The sequence below is a fragment of the Rheinheimera sp. B2H12 genome (genome assembly GCF_059620065.1).
Genome location: NZ_CM184363.1, coordinates 1,204,236 through 1,229,146 on the forward strand (window position 1 = coordinate 1,204,236; position 24,911 = coordinate 1,229,146).

A 24,911-nucleotide genomic window follows, 5' to 3' on the forward strand; every position below is an offset into this window, starting at 1 on the left:
CTCAACTCGTTTTTGCAATACAGGATGAATCAACATGCAGTTACGTAATATCAAAGTTCCGACGCAACAGGTGAGTTTTCTGGATGCGGTGCGGATTGGCTTAGGCGAGCAACAGGGATTATTTTTTCCAGCGCAATGGCCAAAACTGGACGTCGACGCCTTACTGGCGTTACCTTTTGTTGAGCGCAGTGCCGCCATTTTACAGGCGCTGATTGGCGATGAAATACCGGCCGCCGAATTGCAGGCGCTGGTGGCGGAAGCTTTTGCTTTTGCAGCTCCCTTGGTCACAGTGACTGAACAGATCGCTTGTCTGGAATTATTCCATGGCCCGACGCTGGCATTTAAAGACTTTGGCGGCCGTTTTATGGCGCGAGCGTTAATGGCATCACAGCAAAGATCCGGGGTGAGTAACACCACTATTGTCACCGCAACTTCCGGCGATACTGGTGCGGCCGTGGCGCATGCCTTTTATCAGCGACCCGGCGTGCAGGTGGTGATTTTATTTCCCCAGGGAAAAATCAGTGTGCTGCAGGAGAAACTTTTTACCACTTTGGGCGGCAATATTCACACGCTGGCGGTTGATGGCGATTTTGATCAGTGTCAGGCGCTGGTGAAAGAGGTGTTTAATGACCGCGACTTAGTGGCTGCGCTGAATATCAACTCAGCGAACTCGATTAATATCAGCCGGTTGTTTGCCCAGATTTGTTATTACTTTGAGGCGGTGGCGCAAGTACCGGCGGAAAAACGTGCCAATATAGTGGTGTCAGTGCCGAGCGGTAACTTTGGTAATTTAACGGCCGGCCTGATTGCCAAAGTGCTGGGACTGCCGATCAAACGGCTGATCGCAGCCACCAATGCCAATGATACCGTACCGCGCTACTGGCAAAGCGGGCAATGGCAGGTGCAACCGACCGTGGCGACCTTATCCAATGCGATGGATGTCAGTGCGCCAAATAACTGGCCACGGGTTGAAGATTTACTGGCGCAAGGAGTCATCAGCCGGGCTGATTTATCCACTGCCATGGTGGATGAAGAAGATACCCAGCTAGCGATGCGGCAACTGGCACAGCTGGGCTATCTGAGCGAACCGCATGCGGCCGTGGCTTACCGGGCGTTAAAGCGTGAATTGCAGCCCGATGAATTTGGTATTTTTTTAGGGACTGCGCATCCGGCCAAGTTTAAAGAGCAGGTGGAAAATATCCTGGGCAATCCAATTGCATTGCCGCCTGCACTGGCGGCGGTGGCTGGCGAGCCAAGTTTAGCTGTTCCGATGGCGGCGGATTTTGTAGAATTACGCAAAGTCCTTTTGTCATTGCCTGCGCAATGACCTCAGTCACAGGAAAACAAGGTGCATTTAAGCTGGCATGAAGTGATAGGGGCTGAGAAAACTCAGCCCTATTTTCAACAGATTATTCAAACTGTAAAACAAGCCCGAGCTGCCGGTGAGGTGATTTACCCGCCGGAAGCCGATATGTTTACCGCTTTTAAACTGACCGATTTTGCCAATTTAAAAGTGGTGTTGATTGGTCAGGATCCATATCATGGGCCGAATCAGGCGCATGGTTTATCTTTTTCGGTCCGGCCTGGTGTCGCTATTCCGCCATCGCTACGCAATATGTACAAGGAGCTGGTACTGGAATATCCGGATTTTCGCCTGCCTGAACATGGTTGTCTGGAAAGCTGGGCTACTCAGGGGGTGTTACTGCTGAATACCTGTCTGACTGTGGTGGCCAATCAGGCCAACTCGCACCGTCATTTAGGTTGGGATCAGTTTACTGATCAAGTGATCCGTGCCATCAGCGATAAAGCAGATCCAGTGGTGTTTTTACTCTGGGGCGCGCATGCTATCAAAAAACAGCAACTGATTAACCCACAAAAACACCATATTTTGACCGCCCCACATCCGTCACCGCTCTCTGCGCATCGCGGCTTTCTCGGCTGCGGTCATTTCGCCGCTGCCAATCAATGGCTGGTGCAGCAGGGCAAAACTCCGATTGATTGGCAGCTTTAGGGTTGCGGTAAGAACGGCTGTTTTGTTTGCTCAAACGGTTTCAAAAAAAGCGACCAACTGCCCGTTGATCAAACCAACTGCTTTTGCGAATGAAATGCCGGATTGCTTCAGCGAGGCGCGTCCGATCTACGGCTGAAGTGGGCGAAAGCGGTCACTGTCAGGCCAAATAGTACTAGCCGTTTTTATGGCCGGCTGCGCCTGGCTAGTTGCCTCAGTGCGTCAACCAGCCGGTCCAGTTCGGCTGGCTGACTAAACAGATAAGGCGTCACCCGGACAATCTGCTGTTGGTACAAGGCCCGGCTGACCGTTAAAATACCAAAGTCCTGCCATAGTGCGGTCACCACCGCTTCAGCCGGCAGTCGGGCCAGTTGAAAGGCCGCAATGGCGCAATAACTGCCTGTTGCCTGTGGCGTGACCAGCCGGACGCCTGGCAGGTCCGCGACTTGCTGCATCCAATAATGGCTGAGATAACTGAGCCTTTGTTGTTTTTGCTGCGCGCCGATGGCCTGATGCAAGGCAATGGCTGTTGGAATGCTGAGAATTTGGGGGACTGCCGGCGTGCCAGGTGCTGCCAGTTTCTCTATCTGCTGCGGTGTATTGTTGGTCAGGCCAAACACCGGCTGCATGCTGTTGATCCGCGGCTGGCGGATATATAACAAACCCAGCCCCAGCGGCGCGCCCAACCACTTATGCAGGTTCATGGCGACAAAATCTGCACCTAAATCAGGCACGTGAAAATCCAGCATGGCGAATGAGTGAGCGGCGTCAACAATCACATCAACGCCATAACGACGCGCCATTGCACTGATTTTAGCCACTGGCAGAATGTGACCATGGCGGTGACAAAGATGACTGAGCACTATCACCTTGGTTTGGCTGGTGATAGCTGCTTCATAACATTGCAACAGTTGTTGTTCAGTCAGCTCTTGCTGTGGTAATGCAATTTGCTGTAATAGCAGCTGTTTTTGTTGTGCGAGCAACTGTAAGCTGCCGAGCACCGTAGTGGCACACCGCATCATAATCCTGTGCGCTGCAGATCACGCCATCGCCGGCAACAAAAGGATAAGCCTGTAACAGAATAAACATCGCTTCGCCTAAATTGCGGGTCAGTAATAATTCTTCCGGCTTTACCCCACAAAGTGCCGCCAACTGGTGTTTGACCTGTGCCAATTCGGCAGGGAACTGCTGACGCAGATAGGCTGAGGTCTGGCTGTTGACGCGTTGCTGCTGTAACTGACAAGCCTCTAACACCAGTTTTGATTGCATGCCGACATAGCCATTTTCCAGTTGCACAAAATCAGCGCTGGTCGGGTATAAATCGGCGATTTGTTGCCAACTGGCGTGGTCATCTGCTGCTGTGGGTCTGGGTATTGCAAGCATAAGATCTCCTTAGAAAATGGATGAAGATAAAGTTTAAGTTTCAGTCCGAACCGGTTGAGTGCCAGCATCGACGCTTTCAACTGCGACAGTGGGGAGCCAGTAGCTAGTGAGCAGGGCCAGACTCAGAAATAGCAACAGCAGCCAAACCAGCCCCTGCCAGCCTGCCAGTCGCCAAAGCTCGCCACTGGCGGTACCAAGTAATGCAGTCCCCAGGTAGTAACAGGTCAGATAGATAGCCGTCAACAGAGCTTTGACGCTCTGTACCAGTCTTGCCAGCCAGGCGCTGCACACCAGATGGGCTGCAAAAAAACCGCCGGTGAAAAGGGCTATGCCAGGCAGTAGCAGCATCAGTTGCTGGCTCAGTGTCAGCAGTAACCCTATCAACATCAGCATCAGTGCCAATTGCAGCAATAAAGCAAGCTTGAACCGTTGTAGCAATAAACCGCCCCAAAGGGCACTGCCAACACCAAACAGATAAAACCACGACAGTTGAGCTATCCCTAGGCGACTAAGCTGAAAATGACTGGCCTGCAAATAAAAAGCGATGTAGTTATACAGACTGGCAAAACTGCCAGCCAGCACAAAAGCAATAAAAAACAGCAGTAATAGTCTGGATTGTATGATTTGTTGGCGCACTTGAGCCAAAACCGAGTTAATTTTGATCCGAGGTTCCTGACTCTTGCCCTGTGCTGCCAAAGTCTGAGTTGGCAGTGCGCAATAGAATAACCAGGCCGCGACCAGAGCGGCCAACCCCAGCAAACCTAAAGTGTGCCGCCAGGTCATCCATTCTGTCAAACTGGCCGCCACCAGCCGGCCTGTCATGCCACCCAACGCGGTGCCGGCAATATAAAGCCCGGCGTTTTTGCCCCGCAGTGCTGGGTCTGTCGATTGGTGCAGGTAAGTGAGTGCCAGTGCAGGTAATCCGCCAAGTGCCAGTCCAAGCAGGGCCCGCATGCCCAGCAACTGGTAAAAACTTTGCGACAAACCACAGCCTAAAGTTGCGACTGCTGTAGCGGTCACGGCAAACATGATCAGCCGTTCTTGCCTGATGATGGTGCTGAGCAGGCTATTGCCAAGCAGAGACAGCACCAGCGTCAGCATTGAAATAGACAACAACCAGCTGGTATTGGCTGCGGACTGCTGAAATTCGGCAGCCAGCTGCGGCAGCAAAGGCTGGATGGCATACAACAGGCTAAAGCCGGCAAAGCCTGCGATAAATAGCGCGAGTGCAACGGGCTGCGCGGGCTCGGTTGTGGTAATCAGGTTGGACTCTGGGTTGGCGAGTTCTGCCAAGTGCACTGGCTGCAATGTCAACGCTGTTGTTTTCATCATGAAGCCAAATGATCGGCAGATGATTGCATCATAAGTCGTGTTATTAATTCAATCTAATACTTATTTGTGGCTTTATTAATACATTAAATAGATAATTTAAAGTGAGATCACAGCTACTGGAGGTGGTTATCGAACTTCGACATTTACACTATTTTGTCGCGGTCGCTGAAGAGTTGCATTTTACCCGGGCTGCTGAACGGCTTTGTATCGGTCAGCCACCGCTTAGTCATGCCATTCAGGTCCTGGAAGCGGATTTGGGAGTGTTATTGTTTGAACGCAATAACCGAAATGTCAGACTGACCGAAGCTGGGAAGCTGCTATTAACGGATGCGCGCCAGTTGTTGGCTCTGGCCGGTACTGCCAGACACAATGTGACAGCTGCCGCCCGTGGGGAAGCGGGGGAATTGCGGATTGGTTTTACTTCATCTACACCGCTGACGCCGTTGTTTTCGTCGCTGATCAATGCGTTTCGTCGGCAATTTCCGCAGATTAGCCTGATATTTCATGAAATGTCGACAGAGCGACAATTAGCCGCATTGCAACTGCAACAACTGGATCTGGCATTTTTACGACCACAATATGGCGATCCTATGCTGGCCACTGTGGCGGAGCAGTTGGAATTCATGCAGTTGCGTACCGATCCTTTGCTGGTGGTGCTGCCGGAACAACACCCGCTGGCGGCACAAGCCACAATTGAGTTAGCCGGCTTGGCGACAGAAAGTTTTATTATGTATCCGGCGACAGCTGGCACCAGTATTTACCGGCAGATCCTCAGTTTATGTTTGCAGGCTGGTTTTACGCCTAAGGTGGTGCAACAAGCGGCGGAAGCGTCAACCATGATAGGTCTGGTGGCGGCAGGCATAGGCCTGACCATCTTGCCGGCGGCATTTGCGCGTATCCAGTTAGACGGCGTTTGTTATCGGCCGCTGGCGGATGAGGCGGCAGTCACTCCTTTGTTGTTAGCCCGTTCACTACGGCCAATGCAACAGCAAAAACAAGCGTTAATTCAGCAGTTTGTCACTATGAGCTGGTCGTTGCAATCTTAACGCTGTGTGAGTGAAAACGAAACAGCACTGTAGTAAAGCCACAGTGCTGGGGACACTAAACCAGTCGCTGCATACAAAAAAGCCCACCGCGGATTGGGGTGGGCTTGTTTGTTACATCAGCTGATCCAGTAAGTCGTCGTCGAAGTTAAAATCAATGTTTTCCAGCTCTTTGCGTAATCTCTGCCGCTCTTTCACGGCTTCAATTTCACGCCATTTCCGCTTCACCGCCCGACTGCTTTTTGCGGCAGGGCGTTCCAACATGTTCAGTAAGTCTTCAAAGCCTTCCATACTGCACCTCGCTGATTGTTGTTATTTTCGCCAAAATTGATACCACACTTTGTGACAAATTAAAATATCTAAATGACAGAAAAATGAATGAATCATGAACAGTTGGCAGCAGTGAGCGATGCAGGATAGTCGTGGTGATAGCAGAGCAGAGCATAAACTTTAGAGCGCAGAAAATTGAACTGCAAAAAAACAGCATTGCAGAACAAGCAGAACCGGCTGGCACCGGTTCTGCTGCTGGCAGTTTATTGCTGGAACAAACGGATTAACCTGCTGGTGGACGCATCAAACTGATGCTGTTGCTGGCCGGATAACACCTGATAAATCGGTGTTGACAGCTGCTTACCCAGTTCGACGCCCCATTGGTCAAAGGAGTTGATGTCCCACAGTACGCCTTGGACAAAGACTTTATGCTCGTACAAGGCGATCAGTGCGCCCAGGTAATAAGGCGATAATTCCGGTAGCAGCAGGGTGTTGCTGGGTTTATTGCCCGGCGATACCTTGTGCGGCGCCAATTCGGCCGCCTGTGCTGCGCTGCCACCAGCGGTCAGCACTTCGGCGGTGGCTTCTGACAGCGTTTTGCCTTGCATCAGGGCCTGAGTCTGGGCAAAACAATGCGCAGCTAACCTGTGATGGTGATCGGTCAACTGATGGGCGGCTTTGATCGGCAGAATAAAATCAGCTGGTACTACTAAGGCACTCTGGTGTAACAACTGATGATAGGCATGCTGACCATTGGTGCCGGCATCGCCCCAAATCACCGGCGCTGTGGCTGCTGTCAGCGCGGCACCATTGATATCGACCCCTTTGCCATTACTTTCCATATCCAGTTGCTGCACATAAGACGGCAACAACCGCAGATAATGGCTGTATGGCAGCAGCGCTTGTGCCTGGCAACCGAGACCATTGATATACCAGACCCCGAGCAATGCCAGGATCACCGGCATATTCTGTTCCAGTGGTGCCTCGGCAAAATGCAGATCCATCGCATGGGCACCGGCCAGCAATTGCTGGAACTGGCTGACACCGAGCATCAGGCAGAGCGGGAAGCCAATGGCAGACCATAATGAATAACGACCACCAACCCAGTCCCACATCGGCAAAATATGGTCACTTTCGATACCAAAATCGGCGGCTGCTTGGATATTGGATGATGTGGCCCAGAAATGGCGGGCAATGGCCGCTTTATCAGCACCATTGTCGATAAACCATTGCCGGACAGCTAACGCATTTTGTTTGGTTTCTTCAGTGCCAAAAGATTTAGAGGCCACAAAAACTAAGGTGGTGGCCGGATCCAGTCCTTGCACCACATCACTGACCACGGCACCATCGATATTGCCAGCAAAATGAATTTGCAGCGGGCTGATATTGTAAGGCGTCAGCGCTTCGACCGCCATTTGCGGTCCCAGCAGCGAACCGCCAATGCCGATCCAAATCAGATCGGTAACAGCTTCACCGGTATAACCCAGATATTGCTGACTGTTCAGTTGCTCCACCAGTGCTTGCATACTGGCGTGGCAGTCAGCAATTTCGGCACTGATGTTAGCACCATCCAGTTGCAGATCGATGCTAGCCGGAGCGCGTAATGCGGTATGCCAGACGCTGCGCTGTTCAGAGGTATTAATTTTGGCACCGGCAAACATCTGTGCTCTTTTTTCTGCCAGCGGGCTGGCCGCTGCCAGTTGCAATAAATGTTGCCAGATGCCCTGATTGATCAAGTTCTTCGAGTAATCCAGCTCAATGCCAGCAGCATTCAGCGCATAACGTTCGGCACGTTGTGGATCGCGGGCAAATTCCTGACGCAAATCCAGGGGTTGTTGGGCGAGTTGCTGTAACTCACGCCAGACTGCAGACGACATAACATACTCCTGTAGGTTTAAATCCAATGAGCCTTGTGGCGTCACCACATAAGGTGACGCCTGGCTTTGCTGGCACTGACGCTAGCGTCGGCACCTGCAAGATGCCAAATTATTGTAAAGCGGCGCTAATGACTTGCTCCAGCTTGCGCTGGTCAATGGCGAATTTACGAATACCTTCAGCCAGTTTTTCGGTCGCCATGGCATCTTCATTCAGCGCCCAGCGGAATTGTTGTTCGGTCAGACTGGCAGGGGCTGTAGTCGTGGCACCGTTGTCCTGCAAATGCACCACCAGTTCACCCTGTTGTTTATCCAGTTCATCGAGCAGCCCCGGAGCTATGGTGAGACGGTCACAACCGGCCAGCGCCAAAACTTCGCCGATGTTGCGAAAGCTGGCCCCCATGACAATTGTCTTGTGGCCGTGTTGTTTGAAATAACGGTAAATTTCCCGCACTGACAACACGCCAGGATCGGTTTCGGCATCATAGCTTTGACCGGTTTGTGCTTTGTACCAATCCAGAATACGGCCAACGAATGGAGAAATCAGGAAGACTCCTGCTTCAGCACAAGCGCGGGCCTGACACATATGGAATAACAAGGTCAGATTGCACTGGATGCCCTGTTGCTCCAGTACTTTAGCGGCCTGAATACCTTCCCAGGTCGAAGCGATTTTGATCAGGATTTTATCTTTGCCAATGCCATTTTCTTGATACAAAGCGACCAGCTGTTGCGCCTTGGCAATAGTGGCGGCGGTATCAAAACTTAATCTGGCATCCACTTCAGTTGACACCCGACCTGGCACCAGCTTGCTAATGGCGGTACCAACATCGACAGCAAATTTATCTGAAGCCAGGCTCAGTTGTGTTTCTGCAGTGCTGGCATGGCTTTTGGCATAGGCGGCAGCCTGCACCAGTAAAGGTTTGGCGAACTCCAACTGACTGGCGTTGAGCAGCAGTGACGGGTTGGTGGTGGCATCTACCGGGCGGAATTGTTCGATAGCTGTCAGATCACCGCTGTCGACAACAACAGTAGTGACGGCTTTTAATTGACTTAACAGTGTACTCATATTGTTTTATTACCATTTTTGATTCAGCTAATTGCTGAGATTGACCAGTAATTTGCTATTAATGTAGGAATATTACAACAAAATTTGCTGTCTTTGTTGAATTCATCCCAGCCTGTTGCTCATTTTTTATCAGGTCATTATAGTGATGTTATTGCCAGTTCTGGCAGCGGTTTTATGCAAAATAACCCTTTCCTTTGATGTTAAGGCAGTAATGACAGTGTCGGCCAAGTTTTATAAAAATAAAAAAGTTCTGGTCGTTGATGACTGTGATCCCGTTCGGGCTTCGATCAAAAGTATGTTACTGAAAATTGGTTTCGATCATATTGCAACTGTGACCGATGCCAATGCCGCCATCGCCAATTGCACTGAAGTGCAATATGACTTTATTTTGTCCGACTTTAATCTCGGTGAGGGCAAAGACGGCTATCAATTATTCGAAGCCCTGAAACATCTGCAACTGCTGAAAAGCAGTTGCTGTTTTTTGCTCATCAGCGCCGAAAGTCATCGCCAGATTGTGCATGGCGTGATCGAATTGCAGCCGGATAGCTATCTGCTGAAACCTTTTTCTTTCATGCAACTGGAAAAACGCTTGCTACGCGCTTTACAAATTAAAACGGCTTTAGCCAGAGTTTACAGTGAAATTCAGCAGGATCAGTTTATTGAAGCAGCCAACTCCTGTGAGTTGGTGATCAAAAACGATGTTGATTTTGCCATTTATGCCATCCGGCTGAAAGGGGAATTATTACTGCAACTGGAACATTTCCAGGCAGCAGAGCAGCTTTATCAGCAAATCTTGTTGCGGCGTGACTATGCCTGGGCCAGGTTGGGATTGGCGATCGCCCGTTTTTGCCAGCATCGCTGGCTGGAGGCCGAGTTTGAGTTACGTGAATTAGCCAAATTGGATGAAACCAAAGTAGAAGCGCTGGATTGGTTGTCGCGGTTGTTTATCAAACGTGAATTACTCAAAGACGCCTTTCAGACCTTGGCTGAAGTGACGAAATTATCGCCGAAAAACTATCAACGGCAAAAAGCACTGGCCAATCTGGCCAGCATTAATAACGATAAAGATGAAACGGTAAAAATTTATGCTCGGCTGTTGTTGGCGGCCCGTTACTCCATCCATGATACGCCGGAAAATTTTTTGAATTATGCCCGCGCCATTATCGAACAGGCCAAAGACGCTAATAAACTGGAACAAAGCCGGCTGCTGACTAAAGTGAACGATATCCTTGGCAATATCGGCAAAAGGTTTTCACAGGAAAGTTATTTGCATCAGGAATTTGTGGTGCGGGCCCGCATCAGTATGCTCAAAGGACAACTGGATGAAGCGCGCGAATGGCTACTGAAAAGTGATAGCTCTGAGCAAAGCCGGGTGTTATCGGTGGAGGCTTGTCTGGATAAAGCCAGGGCTTTTTTTGAGGTCGGCAATTTATCCCGCTCCGATGACTATATGGATAAGCTGGCCACTGTGGTCAGTCATGATGATCTGCTGGCCAACACTCTCAGTGTGCTGATTAAACAGGAACACCAGCAACATGAGAACCTGCGTGAGGAAATCAAGACGCTGAACAATGACGGGCTGGAAGCTTATCAGAGCGGTTATTATGGCCGGGCCCTGGAGTTTTTTAATAAAGCCTTTGATTACATGCCTTATAACCCCAGTCTGGCACTGAATTTATTACAAACCATCGGCAAAATTGGCGGGGTGAATAAAGACACGGCCCGGTTAGCGCGTCGTTGTGTGGCGATTTTAGAACAAAGTGAACTCAGTGATGCCAACAGCCGGCGCTTTGACGTCATTATGAAAGAGCTGGCGGCGGTACTATCGTTGGATTAGCATCCTGTCGCTGGATTAACCATGCGGGTTAGCAGCGCGGGCCGTTTTTTTGGTACACTGCCCGCCCTCTGTATTTGGTTGAGACAAAATTGATGTTGATGGTGGTATCTCCGGCCAAGGATCTGGATTATCAGACCGCAGCCCCGGCAGTTGCAGTAACGCTGCCAGCCTTGTTAGCTGACACTGTGGAATTAATGCAGGTCTGTCGTCCCCTGACGCCGCTGCAACTGGCTGAACTGATGCATATCAGTGACAAGCTGGCCGGGCTGAACGCCGCCCGTTTTGCCCAGTGGCAACTCCCTTTTAATGCGGAAAATGCCAAAGCTGCCTTGTTTGCCTTTAATGGTGATGTGTATCAGGGCTTGGCTGCTGCCACTTTACAACCCGCCGATCTGGCGTATGCGCAGCAACATCTGCGTATTCTCAGTGGTTTGTACGGGGTGTTAAGACCCTTCGACCTGATGCAGCCGTACCGGCTGGAAATGGGCACTAAATTAGCCAACAGTCGCGGTAAAGATTTGTATCAGTTCTGGGGCTCTATTGTGACTGACAATCTGAACCAGCAATTGGAACAGGTACAGGCGAGCCTGTTGTTGAATCTGGCGTCGCAAGAATACTTTAAAGTGGTCAAACCGAAGCTACTGGCCAGGCCGGTGCTGGACGTGCAGTTTAAAGACTTTAAAAACGGCGATTACAAAATTATCAGCTTTTTTGCCAAAAAAGCCCGTGGCCTGATGGCGCGTTATGTCATTGAGCAGCGCATTGATCAGGTCGAAGGCCTGAAAGATTTTGCGCTGGAAGGTTATCAATTTAGTCCGGTCCAATCGAGCAGCACTCAACTGGTATTTTTACGTCACACGCAATAATGTAAAACGTCATCCCAATTTACCACCGCGCTCACTGGCTGTTTACCCCCTGTTGCAGTAATTATCCAGTGAGTGGATCTTCAGCTTTGAGCGCAGGCTGTTTAAAAATAGAACAGATTGACAGAGTTCAGAGCTATTTAGTTGACGGCTCTTCATGAAAAACATAATTATATTAATAACTTACACATTTAATGCTTTTCCAATCCCACTCTTCAGCCCAAGCAATGATTTGCCTGATGGCAGCTTGGATATCCTGCGCTGAGATAGTCAGCCGTGCCAGACGACATAACCGCATGCCTAAATAGTTGCACGACAACACCCGTCGATGTTTGATGCTGTTGGCTTGCAACGACCGATGTTGGCCACTGATTTCCACCGCCAATCCCAGCATGTAATGAAGCCAGTTGGCGAGCGCAGCAAGCATCAACAGCACTTTGAGACGTTCCTTTTTATAGGTCTGGCTTTTCTGGTCGCGGCAGCTCTCTTCAATTTGCATTCTGGCGCTGTAACACTTAGCGATTTTTGAAGCATAATCGGTTGTTTGCGCTAATGAACTTACCAGTAACCACGGCTCTTTGTATGACTTATGTTTATCGCGTTTTCGAAGTTTCCAGTGCGTGCCGACTAACACTGCGGTGGTGACATAATGCTGGCTGCTAGTGAGCTTAATTTTACCCAAACACTGCGGCGTCGTTCTGGCTTTTTTGTAGAGCTGGTCCACACTGATAAATGTTATAGAATCAGATAGTTGCAGCGTCTGATTGCCGCGTACCCGCGCAATATAATGCCAGCCCAACTGACGAATTTGTTGCAGCCACGGCACCTTAAAACCGGCGTCGGTGACGATCATCGGCCGGCAATCCGCTGGCAGGCTTGCCTTGAGGCGCAGTAAAAATGCCTGATGCACGCGTGGGCAGTTGTACTCATCAATCGCTTTCACTTCTTGCAGCAAGGTCAAAGAGCGGCCTTCGAGTGCGAGGCTGGCCCGCAAGATAAAGTGACGCTTTTTATTGTCGGCGTTACGCCAATCAACCAGGATAAGGGGTGGTTTAGTTTGAACTAATGCCTTCGTCAGTGCCGCATAAATCAGCGGAATGTCGTCCTGTAAACCTTCGTTACTCAGCAGCCGGTCGGCTCTTTTAATACAGCTTTTTTCAGTGGCGGCACTTTGAATGCCGCGACCGATGGCAGTGACCGTACATTTGCCGTTGGTGACCAAACTTTGCAACGACGCGCAAAGTGACGCCATTCTGGTTTTATGGATGTTTTTTGGCGTGACAAATGAGAGAACATCGGCGAGCATTCGTTGAACATTCATGGCTTGGTCCTCGGTAGGGTTTAGTTTTGGCGAACGATCAGATCAGGAACTGCCATGAATGTTTCCTTCATCGCCTAAATTATTGTTTTACCTATGCTATTTCTGAAGATACCTCAGAGTAAGCCGTTTCGCTTAGACTGATCTGTTGTCGGCGTGGTTTTGGCATGGTGTCATCCTGACGGCAAAAATAGAAGTTTTAAATTTACTTTAAATTTGGTTGATTTAAAGTAAATTTAAGAGTGTTTGGGTGTCCGGGATTCGTTTCACTGTTTAAATGTGGCCCTAAAAATGTTAATGTAAGGTTTAGATTGGATGGGGAGCCAGCGTTTCCTTAAGCTTTTCTCTTATGAAAATAACTTATTGTTATCAACAGAGTGGTAAATGCATGCTAAAAAAATTATCAAAGATAGTCGGTGTTATGTTGCTATTACTTTCTTCAAATGCAAATGCTTACACATTTAAAGAGTGTCACGTGGAAATAGATAGAATTTATGCTGGTGACGACGGCATTTTTTGGATTTCTTTTAAAAATGGCGGCGGAACCTATATTGAAAAAGATAATGTAAATTTTAAAAATATTTATTCAATGGTTTTAGCTGCTCACCTTGCAAATAAAGGTATTATCGTCAGATTCGCATCCGATACTGTGGTATGTAATTCAGGTGTTCGAAAAGATTTGATAGGGGTCTGGTTATATAATAATTAATAAGCCACCCATGCTTTGGAAGTAGTGCAATCAGCCTGACCCGCTGAAGGAACACCATAAATTGGTGATTGTAAGTGTTTGGTGTCCAATGCAACTTTGTACAGCAGCATATAAGAACGCTCAGCGGGTTTTACGCGGAATAACAGCAACCTTCTGGATCAAACTGGCTAGGATGCGGCTTACATTTATGGTGTTGTGGTTCTCTGGTTTGTTGAGCGATAGTCCGGAGCCAAACACCATCAATATTCCATCTTAGTTCATCTTTTTGTTTTCAATAGATATTTCGTGGGGATACCTCAGGATCTGTCGCTGAGGTACTGGCTGATCCTGACGTCTTGGTGTTTCGGCCATTTTTGTGTGGATGGGATTTAAATCCATTTACCCAAAAATCTGCCCGTACAGCCTGCAGTTTTTCACAGCCATTGATTGAACTTCGATTGCTCAATGAATTAAATGAAGGTGTGTTCCGAAACAACTATTATCACCGTCGTTTACATAAAACCTAACTCGTTTACCGCTCATAAATGCGGCCAATAACGTGGAATACACAGCTTTATTATTCTCAATATCAGCCTTACTCCACTTGAGCTGTTTACCTGCAGGACAAGTACTATTTCCTGTATCCATATGAAACGCAATAGTTCCCGGTAGATAGGTTGGTTCTAGCGCAACAACCTTACCTTCAAAGTATTCCAATGCATAAGCGGGTTGGGACAACATAAAAAAACAAGCAGATAAACATATTTTTCGCATTAAAAAAACGCCCTGAATAACTGTTCCGATGGATAGAAAACTTGCATGTGAGAACTCAATGCGGTTTGAGTACTCTGCTCCGTCGCCAAACAAACCTTTCACGCAATCGCATTGAGCATGGGCAAATGACCATGTTTTACGTCGCAGGGATTATAAGATAAGCCATTCAATTTTTGGAACGTCTGCAATCGACTATTTCTGAAATGTGTTTTGTTGGTGACAATATCTTCAACTGAAGCTTGTCGATGGGAATGTGAAGGTTTTAAATTGCACTAAAATAGTGCGTCAGGCAGAAGAAACCAAATTTTGACCGGCTGGTAGTATTGCTGCTGTGGTTTAATACAGAGTGTGCAGTTAAAAATACCATGCTCAGGCAAAACTTCGGCAGCAGGCGGTTTTGTCATGCAACCAGCGTAGCCCTGGCTTTGAGCAGAATTGTGCAGCGAGCGGGCAATTGTCAGCTATCGCGTGGCCAAACCGAGTGCAGAATGTCACCGCTTTATCAAAGCTGATTCAACTCGGCAAAATACTGCATTTGCAAGCTGGCAAACAATGCCGACTGTTTGACTTCGGCCAGTGCTTTATTAAAACGGACGGCGGCTTCTGGTGTGCGGGCCAGCATATGGTATTGATTGGGTTTGAAAAAATTGAGCACTTTCAGACTGGTATCCGTTGGTGCCGTCTGGCGATAGTAGTGCCAGAAGATATTGCGGTCCATCACCAGCACATCGACCCGGTTTTTCAATAACAAAGCTGGCAGTTGATGTTGGTCAACTACTTCCAGATAACTACTGGTGCTTGGGATAGCGGCGGCATATTCTGCCGGTAAAAACCGACGGGCATTTTGAAAAGCCATCACCCGTAGTCCGGCCAGATCGCTCAGGCTGTGAATAGGTTTGGTTAAATCCTGACGCACAATCAAAATATTCTGATAACTGATATAAGGATCTGTCGGATAAAAACCGGCGGGGGAGCCACGTTGTAACGACACCAAATCGGCCTGGCCAGCAGTAAATAAATCCAGCAGCCGGCCGTTTGGGACATGGATAAACTGGCTGTCAAAGCCCATCCGCTTGACCACGGTCCGCAACAATTCCAGTTCATAGCCGCTTTGGGTTGCCATTTTAATATAAGGTGGTTTTTCTACACCCACTAACAGCTGTAGTTGCTGCGCCTGCAGTGGGACAGCCAGCCAGGCGATACAGAGCATTCCAACATACAGCCATTGTTGCATCAGACTCACCTTTAGCAGCCAGCACATGACAGATTACCAGACAAGCCACAGTATTTTCTAATTTAAGCTGTTAGCTTAGCAGATAATTATTGCATAAAACCAACAGCTTAATCACTTATTACGGCCAGCACCGCAGAAAGTTTCAGCGAGTGGGATTTAAGTACCTTAAAAGGAAAAAATCATGCTTGCTTAAAAAATCGCTTGTTCCACAGTACAACAACTTATAAACTCCGCTTCGCTAATGCAAATCATTATCATTTTGTTTTTGAGTGGTTCAGCCAGAGTGGCACTGTTATGGGGAGTTTTAGGATGAGTGGTCAGGGCAAGCATATCGAGCAATGTCGAGTAAAAGGAAACTGCGGCAGGATGCCATTGAGCTATTTATCAGGCGCTGTAGCGCTGGCGCTGCTGTGCAGTGGCCAAGTGATGGCCAACACAGCGACAGCTAAAAAAACCAGTTCGGCGCAGGATGATATCGAAAAAATTATTGTGCACGCCAAATCGACTGCGGTGGCAACGCCAACCCGGATGCCACTGACGATCAGAGAAACGCCGCAGTCGATCAGTGCTATTTCAGCCGAGTTGATGGCTGCCGCCAGCATGACAGATATCAACGACGTGATGATGAATGTGCCTGGCGTCAATGTCAGTTTGTATGACAGCCAGCGGCCACTGTATTTCGCCCGTGGCTTTCAGATCACCGATTTTCAGGTGGATGGCATCCCAACTTACAGTGGCTCTACCAATCAGGAATATGACACCGCTTTATATGACAGAGTAGAAGTGATCCGTGGTGCCAATGGCTTATTTACCGGGCCTGGTGCGCCTTCAGCTACGGTCAATTTGATCCGCAAAAGACCTGGCAAAGAATTTGCGCTCAGCCTGGCGGGCCGTATTGGCTCCTGGAATTTGCGCCGGGCTGAACTTGATGTCAGTTCACCGCTCAACAGTGATGGCACTGTGCGTAGCCGGCTGGTGGTGGCAGCGCAGGATGCCGACAGTTTCCGTGATCGTTACACTGAAGACAAAACAGCGGCGCTGGCGATAGTGGAAGCGGATTTAACGGCCGATACCACTGCTGCATTTGGCCTGCAGTTGCAAGACAACAACCCGACAGGGACTATCTGGGGCACTATTCCGCTTTATCATGCCGATGGTAGCCTGGCTGACTTTCCCGTTTCCACCAGTTTTGCGCCAAACTGGACCGAATGGCAGCGCGAAACCAGTACCTTATTTGCCGATCTGAAGCATCGGCTGAATGAACGCTGGCAATTGACCGCTGCGCTGAACAGAACTCAGGGCGAAGTGGATAGTCTGCGAGTCTATGCGACAGGTTTTGCCAATCCGAATACAGGGAAAGGTCTCACCTTATTGGCTGGTGTTGGCGCCGGTGAAGATGTCCGCAGCGGGCTGGATCTGTATCTGACCGGCAGTTACAGCGCTTTTGAACTTGAGCATGATGTTATTATTGGCGCCAATATCGCCAAAACAGTGTCGGACACCCTGCTGATGTCCTCCGTGGCTGGTTGGTCTTATCAGGTGCCGGATGCCCGGGCCTATGATGGCACTGCGCCGAAACCTGTGTATCGTAAAACCGGCGCTAACCGGCTGGCGACCACCAAGCAACACGGCGTCTATGCGGTGAATCGTTTCCGGCTGACTGAAGGCCTGTCGCTGATCACTGGTGCCCGCCTGAGCTCCTGGCAAACCGGTACTGACAACTTCAATACCAGCGGTGTTTATGCCAACACCACTGGCACTTATGAAGTGAACAACGAAGTGACGCCATATGCAGGTCTGGTGTATGACCTCAGTGACGATTATTCGCTGTATGCCAGCTACACCGACATTTTTAACCCGCAGAATTACAAAGATAAAGACAATAATTTGTTAGCGCCATTGGTTGGCTCTAATGCCGAAATCGGCATCAAGGCGCAGCTGTTAGAGCAGCAATTATTCGGTACTGTGGCACTGTTTAAAACCCGGCAAGACAATTTTGCCGTGCGGGATCTGTCACAGCCGGAAAATTCACTGCCGGATGGCAGTTCGGCTTATCTGGCGGTGAATGGCACCGAAAGTCAGGGCGTCGAGCTGACATTAAGCGGTAAGCTTGATCAGCAGTTGCTGCTCAATGCCGGCTATAGTTATGTTGATACCAGCAGGCCAGCCAACGAGCGGATCTGGACCAATTTACCCAAACATACGGTGCAGATCTCAGGTCACTATGATGTGTCGTCCCTGCTGAGCGGCGTCACAGTCGGCGCTGGTATCAACTGGCAAAGTGAGACTGTAGGTTATGGCGTGACGCATCCGTTACTCAAACAAGGCGCGACGTTCCGACAGTCGTCTTATACCTTGCTGAACCTGTTTGCCAGTTGGCAAATCAACGAGCAATTGCAAAGCCGTTTTAGCGTCAGCAATACGCTGGATAAGCTGTATTGGGCCAATATTGATTACGCTAACTATGGCGAACCACGCAATGTGTCACTGAGTCTGAGCTGGCAATATTAACCGGATGGGCCAGATGCGAAGCATCTGGCCTGTCGTTGATTGCTAAATTCAGTGGTTGCCTGGCAAAAGCAGTCATTGCCTGGCCAAAGTATGAACTGCAAACGCCCGGCTGCAGTCACTCACCTCAGCAGGTTTGAACTCTGCGGTTAAATCAGGTATGGTGCCTGCCTGGTCCCAAATTTATCAACATGGGAGGTTCATTTTGTTACATCTTGCCCTTCCACTGTGGCATTCCATTACCGTCTTCCATCACTAAGCCGGCTCTGAGTTATTCAGGGCCGGCTGTTTTGCTTGTTGTTTTTTCAGGTTTAACCTTCAGCAGGAAAAGTGATGACACTCCCCACATATCGAACTCTGGCCGCCGCCGGTGCCCAGATTATTTCGGCTTTGGCTCGCCAACAGATCCAACCACTGCCGCCCTGGCAACTGGCGGATGTGCTGGCGCAACTGGCAGAGCAGCGGCCACGCAGCAAACTAAGTCAGTCGGGCATTGCCCCAGGCTGCTCAGTATTTTTATTTGATGTCAGCCTGCAACAAAGTCAGTGGCTGACCTTACTTCGTCCAGAGCAAACAGAGCAACCGGAGCAAGGGCTGATTTCGGTCTTTTCGCCGCTCGGCGCTGCGCTGCTTGGCAAACAAAGTGGCGACCGGATTGAGTTGCAGTTATGTCGCAGCACATTGCAATTTCAGGTGCTGGACGTGTTAAAAGTGCAGTGCCGACCCGCCACAGTCCGGCGCTAGCGCTCAGCAAGAATTCAGATAACCGGTAGTCAGGAGTCGTCTGCCGGTTTGGTTTAACTGGCAAATTGCCACTAGAAAAGGAATAGTTATGACAGAGTCTTTGATGTCAGAGTCTTGGCCTGAGCTGCATATTTCCACGCTGGATTATGACAGGCTCGAACCGTTATTAAGCAGCTTACCGCTGCAACATCCCAGTCGACAATTGTTACAGCAAGAGTTGGATCGGGCCAATTTGCTGGAGCCCGCACAGATGCCGTCTGATGTGGTGACGATGAATTCAACAGTGCGGTTATTGTTTGAAGAGCGCCAGGAAGAGCGGCAGTTTACGCTGTGTTATCCAAAAGATCTGGCTGCTCAAACCCAGGCTGAAGCTGTGTCGGTGCTGGCACCTGTCGGGATGGCCCTGCTGGGCTTACGCCAGGGCGATCGGATCCTGTGGCCGATGCCGGATCAAAGTCAGCAGTGGATCCAAGTGTTAGACATCCTGTACCAACCGGAGCGTAGCGGGGCTTACCACCGCTAATGCGGCCATGTTGCCAGATCAGGGCGCTGATCTGGCGGCAATATCGGCAACCAGCCGCTGTAAAAACATCTGAAAAGCACTGGACTGATGTTTGCGGGAACGGTAAATACCGAAGATGCCCAACTGTCTGGGCTCAGCTTGCGGCAATAACGGCAGCAACAAGCCGTCGGCCAGATAAGGCGCTGCCGCTTGTTGTGGTTGGATGCTGATGCCAAGACCTGCCAGCGTTGCATCCAGTAACAAAGAAGATTCATTGGCCGAAAGATTGCCATGAACTTCCACCGCCACGGGTTCGCCTGCTTCGCGAAAATGCCAGAAGCTTTTCCCAAAATTAGAATAAATCAAGCAGTTATGGCCGCTGAGTTGCTGTAGTTCGGTCGGGGTGCCCGCACGGGCCAGATAAGCCGGACTGGCACATAACACCGAAACACACTGGCCCAGCGGTCTGGCAATCACATTCGGATCCAGTTCGTTGGTGATCCTGACCGCTAAATCTATCCGCTCTTCGACTAAATCCACCGCTTGATTACTGATATGTAAATCAATGCTGGTGCGCGGAAACTCAGCTAAAAACTGCTGAATAAACGGTAGTAATAAATAACGTGCTGTGAACTGAGCACAGGAGATCCGAATATTGCCACTGGGCGGGCTCTGTGTATCCAATGCTGGCTGACTGATTTCCTCGGCAATGCGCAACAATGCATTGGCCTGGATTAAGGCACTTTCGCCGGCGGCAGTCAGACTGAGCTTACGGGTAGAGCGATGCAACAACCTGTTACCCGACCAGTTTTCCATTGCCTGTAAATAACGGCTGACCATAGCGCTGGACATGCCAAGAGCCCTGGCCGCGCTCGCCATACTGCCTTGCTGCGCTATGGTGCTAAACACCAGTGCTGCGGTCATCCGATCCATATTCCTCCTGGGCTGGCAGCCATGTGCCACTGTTGCTGTGATCGCGTTCAGACTGAAACTGTGGCGCAATCAGCGAGATTGACTCGAATTACGCAATAATCTGTTGCCTGTTTTGCGGATTTTATTCTGTTTTATGCAATTTATAATAGCCGCACTGGAAACAAATTGCAGGCCAACGGTGGCCACGAGGAAATCTGATGTCAAAACAAGCAACCTTACATCTGTTGATTGATCCGCTCTGTGGCTGGACTTACGCCGCCGCGCCGCTGTTTCGCCAGGCCATGGCGCAACCAGGCTTACAGCTGGCGGTCCATGCCGGTGGCTTATTTACCGGTGCACAGCGCAAAAAAGTGGATACCAGACTGCGGCAACAACTTTTGCAGTTTGACCGTCAAATCGAAGCATTAACGGGGCAGCCATTTACTGTGGCTTACAGCGACGGCTTGCTTGGCAGCGGTGAGATGGTTCTGGATTCATTACCGCCGATCCGGGCTTTACTGGCTGGCCAACAGCTAGGCGCTGATCCCGTGGTGCTGCTTGAACTTATCCAGCAACATTATTACCAGTTAGGTCGTAATATCACAGAAACAGCGGTACTGGTTGCGGTGGCTGAACAGGCCGGGGTAGCTGCGGCGGACTTCCATCAGGCTTATCTGATGCTGGTGCCGGAGTTAGTCACGGCGCATCTGCAGCGCAGCCGGCAACTGTTGCAGCAGATCGGTGGCCAGGGCTATCCGTCCGCTGCGTTAGAGCAGGCTGCTGGCCAGTATCTGCCATTGGCCTTAAGCAAGTATTACCGGGAGCCGGCCGCCTTTGGCCATTATTTGCAACAGCTCCTGGCGACACCCCGGTATTGAAGCAGTGAACACAACAGCTAAACGCAAGATCAACCCACAATAGCAGTGAGATAAAGATGAACAACTTCGCAAATACCTACTTTGGAAATACCTTAGTGCAACAAATCCGTCGCCTGAAAGTGGCTGGCAGTGTCGCGATGCTGACTTGCAGTCTAATTTACAGTGCTGCCAGTCAGGCAGCGTTGCAGTTTCAGGTTTATAACCCTGGCAGCCAGGGCATTTTTCCGGTCACAGCCACGCTGGTGACGGGGCCGAAATCTGCCATGCTGGTGGATGCGCAATTTGGGGTGAAAGATGCGGCAAAGCTGGTCGAGATGATCAAACAAAGCGGCAAACCACTGAGCCTGGTCTATATCAGCAGCGGTGACCCGGATTTTTATTTTGGTTTATCTGCCATCCGCCAGGCTTTTCCAAAGGTAAAAATAGTTGCAAGTAGCAGTGTGGTTGCGCATATCGAGCAGACCAAAGCGGCCAAGTTAGCCTATTGGGGGCCAATTCTGGCGGACAATGCACCGACTGAACTGGTGGTGCCTGCAGTTTCAGATCAACAAGTGTTTCAACTGGATGGCGAACAGATTGAAGTCAAAAATATCAACACCCATCAAGCTTATCTGTGGGCACCAGCCAGTAAAACGGTATTTGGCGGGGTGGCGGTCTATGCCGGCAGCCATGTCTGGACTGCGGATACGCAGAGCAAAGCAGCCAGAGCCAGTTGGTTAGAAGCGCTTCATCAAATCAGTGCTTTGCAGCCAGCACGGGTGATCCCGGGGCATTTTTATGCTGCTGAGCCACAAGGACTGGCAGCCGTCACTTTTACGGCAGATTATCTGCAAGCTTTTGAAGCAGCTTTGGCCAGTCAGCAGGGATCGGCTGCGGTGATAAATGTCTTAAAACAACAATATCCGACGTTAGCAGGAGAAGACTCGCTGGCGATCAGCGCCAAGGTGAATACCGGCGAGATGCAGTGGTAGACTGCTGCTGTAACTTGTTTACTAAAAATTTATATAAATAGTTTTGTTAGGGACGTATTTCTGCGCTTTACTGTATTGCAGGCGAGCAGAAAGAGAGTGCCGCTGCGGTTGATCCAATTGCGCTGCTCAGTCCGTAAAACTTTACAGGCGGTTCGAACTTTTCGGTTGCCAGTTTTGCACAAAATTGTTGGTTGCTGGTCAAAATCTTCGTAGCTGCCATAGGTATTCAGCTTGTGAAGTCTGGGGAATAGTTGTTTAGCCAGGTTGTCCGTCGATAGCAGCTTGCAGCCAGCCTGCTGTCAGCAGGGCAAGTTCAGCAACAACAGCGGCAGTAGAGCGCTGTTGTGATGCCGAAAAACGAGTGGTATCAAGCCTTTTCGGGGCTGCGTTCACCCTGTTGCACTCTGTCAGGGAGATGTCTGCAACAGGGTTTTGTTTTTTTAAGTGCCACCTAAGTGCCGCAAAAAGTGCGATAAGGCGTGGCTGCGGGCTCTGGAACTGCCGCCCAACGGCTTTCATCAGCGCTTAAGGCAAAAGGCGATGTTAAATCCCGGGCAAACTGTTGAAATAGCCCCAGTTCCTGTTCTACCGTCACCTGATGAATGATCTGTTCTATCTGATGATTCCGCGGAATAAATGCCGGATTGACTGCCAGCATCTGTTGCTGACAGCTGATAGCGTTGTGTTGACTGTCTTGCGCGCGCAATAGCTGCCATTGCTGATAAAAGGCCAGCCAGTCTGCAGTGGCACTATAAAGCTGCGTCGGGCCAGCCGGGTGAGCCGGATCCGCCAGTGCGGCCGCCAGTTGGCGGTGACAAGCGGTAAAATCAGCTTGTTGCTGCTCTAATAACATTAGCCATTGCTGGATCAGTGTAGCGACTGCAGCTGAGTGATTGAGTAACATGTCGGCAGACAACCCCAGCTTGACTGCCATCCGGCTGTTAAATTGTTGCTGATAATACTGCGGAAACTGATTTAATTCAGCAGTGGCGAGCGCAATGGCTGTTTTTTCATCACTGTCCAGCAGGGGTAACACCGCTTCCGCCAGTCGGGCCAGGTTCCACTGCGCAATGGCCGGTTGATTGCGATAGGCATAACGACCCTCCTGATCAATAGAGCTGAACACGGTCGCTGGCTGATAACTATCCAGAAAAGCGCAAGGGCCATAATCAATGGTTTCGCCGCTAATGAGCATATTGTCGGTATTCATCACGCCATGGACAAAACCCAGACTCATCCAGTGCGCCACCAGCGCCGCCTGTGCCTGACTGACCTGTTGCAATAACGCCAGCGCTTTATTGTCGCTGGCCAGTGCCGCCGGATAATGCCGTGCCAGGGCATAATCCAGTAACTGGGTTAATTTGGTGGTGTCATTGAGCATGGCCACATATTGAAAAGTGCCGATGCGGATATGGCTGCTGGCGACCCGGGCTAAAATACCGCCCGGTTGTAATCGCTCCCGCACCACCGGCTCGCCGCTGAGCACCGCAGCCAGAGCCCGGCTGGTCGGGACGCCAAGCGCATGCATGGCTTCACTGACTAAGTACTCCCGGATCACCGGACCCAGCGCGGAGCGGCCATCACCACGGCGCGAAAATGGTGTCGGACCTGCCCCTTTTAACTGCAGATCCACAGTGTTGCCTTGCCGATCGATAATCTCAGCCAGCAATAAAGCCCTGCCATCGCCCAGTCTTGGTGACAAATGGCCAAACTGATGACCGCTGTAGGCTTGCGCCAGTGGACTGGCCCAGTCAGGCAGTTGATTGCCTGCCAGCAGTTGTAGCCCGGCCGCGGTCCCGGCCAGCTCGGCGGGGAAATTCAGTTGCTGAGCCAGTTCGGTATTAAATGCCAGCCAGACAGGTGCAGCCACTGGGGTCGGCGCACAGAGCTGAAAAAAATCTGCGGGTAATTGTTGGTAGCTGTGTTGGGTTTGCATCGGCGGTCTGGCTTAAGTAAAACTGGCTGGCAGTGTAGCCGCTGAGATCACTGCTAGCCAGTGCTTTTAACTGGGGCTCGTTTGTTGTAGCCAGTCGTCACCGAGTAAACCAGCGCCGATAAAACCGGTTTTGACATAAATCAGTGCGCCTGCATCGCGTGTGTAGGGCTGATGCTGACTGTAAGCAGGGCTGCGGATCCAACTGAGCGCCGGATATTCGCCATATTCATCACAAAACAAGCCTTGCAGCACCAGGATCTCTTCGCCACCCACATGCACATGGCGGTTAAAGCGGGTGTGCGGTGCCCATCTGACCAGCGCCGTCTGCACGCCGTTATGCTGATGCAGCGGCAGTACCGTTAAGCCTGGCACCAGTCCGGCGACAAAACTGCTGGTGTTGGTGTCCAGTACCAGTGTTTGCTGGTCACTTGCCTGGAACTGCCAAAGTTTCACTAACAACTCACAACCATGCACAGAAAAAGGGGTATGACTGCTACCCGGTGGGTTACGCAAATAAGTTCCTGCCGGATAGTCGCCATGCTCGTCAGAGAAAATACCGGACAGCACCAGAATTTCTTCGCCGCCACCATGGGTATGTGCATGATAACCGGCACCTGGGGCATAACGGACCAAACTAGTGGCGCGGGCGGTTTCAGCACCAGAGCGCTCCAGCATCATTCGGCTCACGCCAGGCATTGGTGAATCCACCCATTGATGTTGCTCAGGGGTCAGCACAATGCGTTGGCGTAAATCACTATGTAACTGCATGC

General features: G+C 50.3%; 23 protein-coding genes. 11 read left to right on the top strand and 12 right to left on the bottom strand.

Features of this window, described 5'->3' with window-relative positions; all coding sequences use genetic code 11:
* Positions 1 to 34: 34 nt before the first annotated feature.
* Both thrC and ung read left to right on the top strand, forming a co-directional pair.
* Positions 35 to 1,327: a threonine synthase gene (gene thrC, locus AC53GJ_RS05385; RefSeq protein ID WP_496731511.1), complete on the top strand. Its 1,293-nt coding sequence runs from the start codon at positions 35 to 37 to the stop codon at positions 1,325 to 1,327.
* Positions 1,328 to 1,348: 21 nt separating this feature from the next.
* Entirely contained in the window at positions 1,349 to 2,011 is a 663-nt protein-coding gene (gene ung, locus AC53GJ_RS05390) for a uracil-DNA glycosylase (RefSeq protein WP_496731512.1), read from the top strand.
* 182 nt (positions 2,012 to 2,193) lie between these two features.
* Here ung and AC53GJ_RS05395 read toward each other — a convergent pair whose 3' ends face one another.
* From AC53GJ_RS05395 to AC53GJ_RS05405, 3 genes are read right to left on the bottom strand one after another with little or no spacing between them, the layout of a single operon-like run.
* Entirely contained in the window at positions 2,194 to 2,991 is a 798-nt protein-coding gene (locus tag AC53GJ_RS05395) for an aminotransferase class V-fold PLP-dependent enzyme (protein WP_496731513.1), read from the bottom strand.
* Positions 2,927 to 3,391, bottom strand: coding sequence for a hypothetical protein (locus AC53GJ_RS05400; protein ID WP_496731514.1), 465 nt, complete (start codon positions 3,389 to 3,391; stop codon positions 2,927 to 2,929). The genes AC53GJ_RS05395 and AC53GJ_RS05400 overlap by 65 nt, the downstream gene beginning before the upstream one ends.
* Positions 3,392 to 3,424: 33 nt before the next feature.
* The gene (locus AC53GJ_RS05405; protein WP_496731515.1) at positions 3,425 to 4,723 is read right to left on the bottom strand and encodes an MFS transporter; all 1,299 of its coding nucleotides are present in this window, start codon (positions 4,721 to 4,723) and stop codon (positions 3,425 to 3,427) included.
* A gap of 122 nt (positions 4,724 to 4,845) precedes the next feature.
* Here AC53GJ_RS05405 and AC53GJ_RS05410 point away from each other — a divergent pair, with 122 nt between their 5' ends.
* Positions 4,846 to 5,769 carry a LysR substrate-binding domain-containing protein gene (locus AC53GJ_RS05410; protein WP_496731516.1) on the top strand — a complete coding sequence of 308 codons (924 nt, stop codon included), beginning with the start codon at positions 4,846 to 4,848 and terminating at the stop codon, positions 5,767 to 5,769.
* 111 nt (positions 5,770 to 5,880) lie between these two features.
* Here AC53GJ_RS05410 and AC53GJ_RS05415 read toward each other — a convergent pair whose 3' ends face one another.
* From AC53GJ_RS05415 to tal, 3 genes are all read right to left on the bottom strand, one after another.
* The gene (locus AC53GJ_RS05415) at positions 5,881 to 6,057 is read right to left on the bottom strand and encodes a DUF3545 family protein (protein ID WP_496731517.1); all 177 of its coding nucleotides are present in this window, start codon (positions 6,055 to 6,057) and stop codon (positions 5,881 to 5,883) included.
* 242 nt (positions 6,058 to 6,299) lie between these two features.
* On the bottom strand, positions 6,300 to 7,913 hold the full coding sequence (pgi, locus tag AC53GJ_RS05420; protein WP_496731518.1) for a glucose-6-phosphate isomerase: 1,614 nt from the start codon (positions 7,911 to 7,913) through the stop codon (positions 6,300 to 6,302).
* Between the two features lie 109 nt (positions 7,914 to 8,022).
* Positions 8,023 to 8,976: a transaldolase gene (gene tal / locus AC53GJ_RS05425; protein ID WP_496731519.1), complete on the bottom strand. Its 954-nt coding sequence runs from the start codon at positions 8,974 to 8,976 to the stop codon at positions 8,023 to 8,025.
* A gap of 211 nt (positions 8,977 to 9,187) precedes the next feature.
* Here tal and AC53GJ_RS05430 point away from each other — a divergent pair, with 211 nt between their 5' ends.
* Positions 9,188 to 10,813 carry a response regulator gene (locus AC53GJ_RS05430; RefSeq protein WP_496731520.1) on the top strand — a complete coding sequence of 542 codons (1,626 nt, stop codon included), beginning with the start codon at positions 9,188 to 9,190 and terminating at the stop codon, positions 10,811 to 10,813.
* A 92-nt stretch (positions 10,814 to 10,905) separates the two neighbouring features.
* On the top strand, positions 10,906 to 11,679 hold the full coding sequence (gene yaaA, locus AC53GJ_RS05435; RefSeq protein WP_496731521.1) for a peroxide stress protein YaaA: 774 nt from the start codon (positions 10,906 to 10,908) through the stop codon (positions 11,677 to 11,679).
* Positions 11,680 to 11,851: 172 nt separating this feature from the next.
* Here the strand turns inward: yaaA and AC53GJ_RS05440 are convergent, their stop codons facing one another.
* Positions 11,852 to 12,997 carry an IS4 family transposase gene (locus AC53GJ_RS05440; protein WP_496731522.1) on the bottom strand — a complete coding sequence of 382 codons (1,146 nt, stop codon included), beginning with the start codon at positions 12,995 to 12,997 and terminating at the stop codon, positions 11,852 to 11,854.
* Positions 12,998 to 13,382: 385 nt separating this feature from the next.
* Here AC53GJ_RS05440 and AC53GJ_RS05445 point away from each other — a divergent pair, with 385 nt between their 5' ends.
* Positions 13,383 to 13,703 carry a hypothetical protein gene (locus tag AC53GJ_RS05445; RefSeq protein ID WP_496731523.1) on the top strand — a complete coding sequence of 107 codons (321 nt, stop codon included), beginning with the start codon at positions 13,383 to 13,385 and terminating at the stop codon, positions 13,701 to 13,703.
* Between the two features lie 441 nt (positions 13,704 to 14,144).
* On the opposite strand, the gene AC53GJ_RS05450 is transcribed toward AC53GJ_RS05445, so the two are convergent.
* Positions 14,145 to 14,558, bottom strand: a complete 414-nt coding sequence (locus AC53GJ_RS05450) for a hypothetical protein (protein WP_496731524.1) — start codon at positions 14,556 to 14,558, stop codon at positions 14,145 to 14,147.
* Positions 14,559 to 14,958: 400 nt separating this feature from the next.
* The gene (locus tag AC53GJ_RS05455) at positions 14,959 to 15,690 is read right to left on the bottom strand and encodes a substrate-binding periplasmic protein (protein ID WP_496731525.1); all 732 of its coding nucleotides are present in this window, start codon (positions 15,688 to 15,690) and stop codon (positions 14,959 to 14,961) included.
* Positions 15,691 to 16,062: 372 nt separating this feature from the next.
* Between AC53GJ_RS05455 and AC53GJ_RS05460 the strand changes: the two genes are divergently transcribed.
* The 3 genes from AC53GJ_RS05460 to rnk all read left to right on the top strand — a co-directional run bounded on the left by AC53GJ_RS05460 (position 16,063) and on the right by rnk (position 19,465).
* A complete protein-coding gene (locus AC53GJ_RS05460; RefSeq protein WP_496731526.1) occupies positions 16,063 to 18,201 on the top strand; it encodes a TonB-dependent siderophore receptor in 2,139 nt (712 codons plus the stop codon).
* A 330-nt stretch (positions 18,202 to 18,531) separates the two neighbouring features.
* The gene (locus AC53GJ_RS05465) at positions 18,532 to 18,942 is read left to right on the top strand and encodes a GreA/GreB family elongation factor (RefSeq protein WP_496731527.1); all 411 of its coding nucleotides are present in this window, start codon (positions 18,532 to 18,534) and stop codon (positions 18,940 to 18,942) included.
* Between the two features lie 88 nt (positions 18,943 to 19,030).
* Positions 19,031 to 19,465, top strand: coding sequence for a nucleoside diphosphate kinase regulator (gene rnk, locus AC53GJ_RS05470; RefSeq protein ID WP_496731528.1), 435 nt, complete (start codon positions 19,031 to 19,033; stop codon positions 19,463 to 19,465).
* 18 nt (positions 19,466 to 19,483) lie between these two features.
* Here rnk and AC53GJ_RS05475 read toward each other — a convergent pair whose 3' ends face one another.
* The gene (locus tag AC53GJ_RS05475; RefSeq protein ID WP_496731529.1) at positions 19,484 to 20,377 is read right to left on the bottom strand and encodes a LysR family transcriptional regulator; all 894 of its coding nucleotides are present in this window, start codon (positions 20,375 to 20,377) and stop codon (positions 19,484 to 19,486) included.
* A 197-nt stretch (positions 20,378 to 20,574) separates the two neighbouring features.
* Here AC53GJ_RS05475 and AC53GJ_RS05480 point away from each other — a divergent pair, with 197 nt between their 5' ends.
* Positions 20,575 to 21,234 (top strand): DsbA family protein, encoded by a 660-nt coding sequence (locus AC53GJ_RS05480; RefSeq protein WP_496731530.1) that lies wholly within the window; start codon positions 20,575 to 20,577, stop codon positions 21,232 to 21,234.
* Between the two features lie 56 nt (positions 21,235 to 21,290).
* On the top strand, positions 21,291 to 22,205 hold the full coding sequence (locus AC53GJ_RS05485) for an MBL fold metallo-hydrolase (protein WP_496731531.1): 915 nt from the start codon (positions 21,291 to 21,293) through the stop codon (positions 22,203 to 22,205).
* 451 nt (positions 22,206 to 22,656) lie between these two features.
* On the opposite strand, the gene AC53GJ_RS05490 is transcribed toward AC53GJ_RS05485, so the two are convergent.
* Both AC53GJ_RS05490 and AC53GJ_RS05495 read right to left on the bottom strand, forming a co-directional pair.
* Complete coding sequence (locus AC53GJ_RS05490) at positions 22,657 to 24,141, bottom strand: protein adenylyltransferase SelO (protein WP_496731532.1); 1,485 nt, start codon at positions 24,139 to 24,141, stop codon at positions 22,657 to 22,659.
* 66 nt (positions 24,142 to 24,207) lie between these two features.
* On the bottom strand, positions 24,208 to 24,909 hold the full coding sequence (locus AC53GJ_RS05495) for a cupin domain-containing protein (protein ID WP_496731533.1): 702 nt from the start codon (positions 24,907 to 24,909) through the stop codon (positions 24,208 to 24,210).
* Positions 24,910 to 24,911 lie beyond the last annotated feature (2 nt).